The sequence below is a fragment of the Streptococcus suis genome (assembly GCF_002960445.1).
Classification (GTDB): domain Bacteria; phylum Bacillota; class Bacilli; order Lactobacillales; family Streptococcaceae; genus Streptococcus; species Streptococcus hyiners.
On the sequence record NZ_POJD01000375.1, the window covers coordinates 1 to 293 of the forward strand.

A 293-nucleotide genomic window follows, 5' to 3' on the forward strand; every position below is an offset into this window, starting at 1 on the left:
GTCCATTCTCTTTATCGATAAGAAGAATAAGGACGATGTGGTCTTGATTGACGCTTCTAATCTTGGCACCAAGGTCAAGGAAGGCAAGAACCAAAAGACAGTCCTTAGCCCTGATGAAGAAAGCCAAATCATTCAGACCTTTATTAACAAAGAAGTTGTCGAAGACTTCTCTGTCAAGGTTAGCTATGAAGAGATTAAGGATAAGAACTACTCCCTCAGTGCAGGTCAGTACTTTGACATCAAGATTGACTACGTTGATATTAGCCCAGAAGAATTTGAAGAAAAAATGCAGG

General features: G+C 39.9%; 1 protein-coding gene. It reads left to right on the forward strand.

The genetic code is table 11. From position 1 onward, the window contains the following. The coding region (locus C1G53_RS12140; RefSeq protein ID WP_153046731.1) for an N-6 DNA methylase at window positions 1-293 on the forward strand (293 nt) is incomplete at both ends.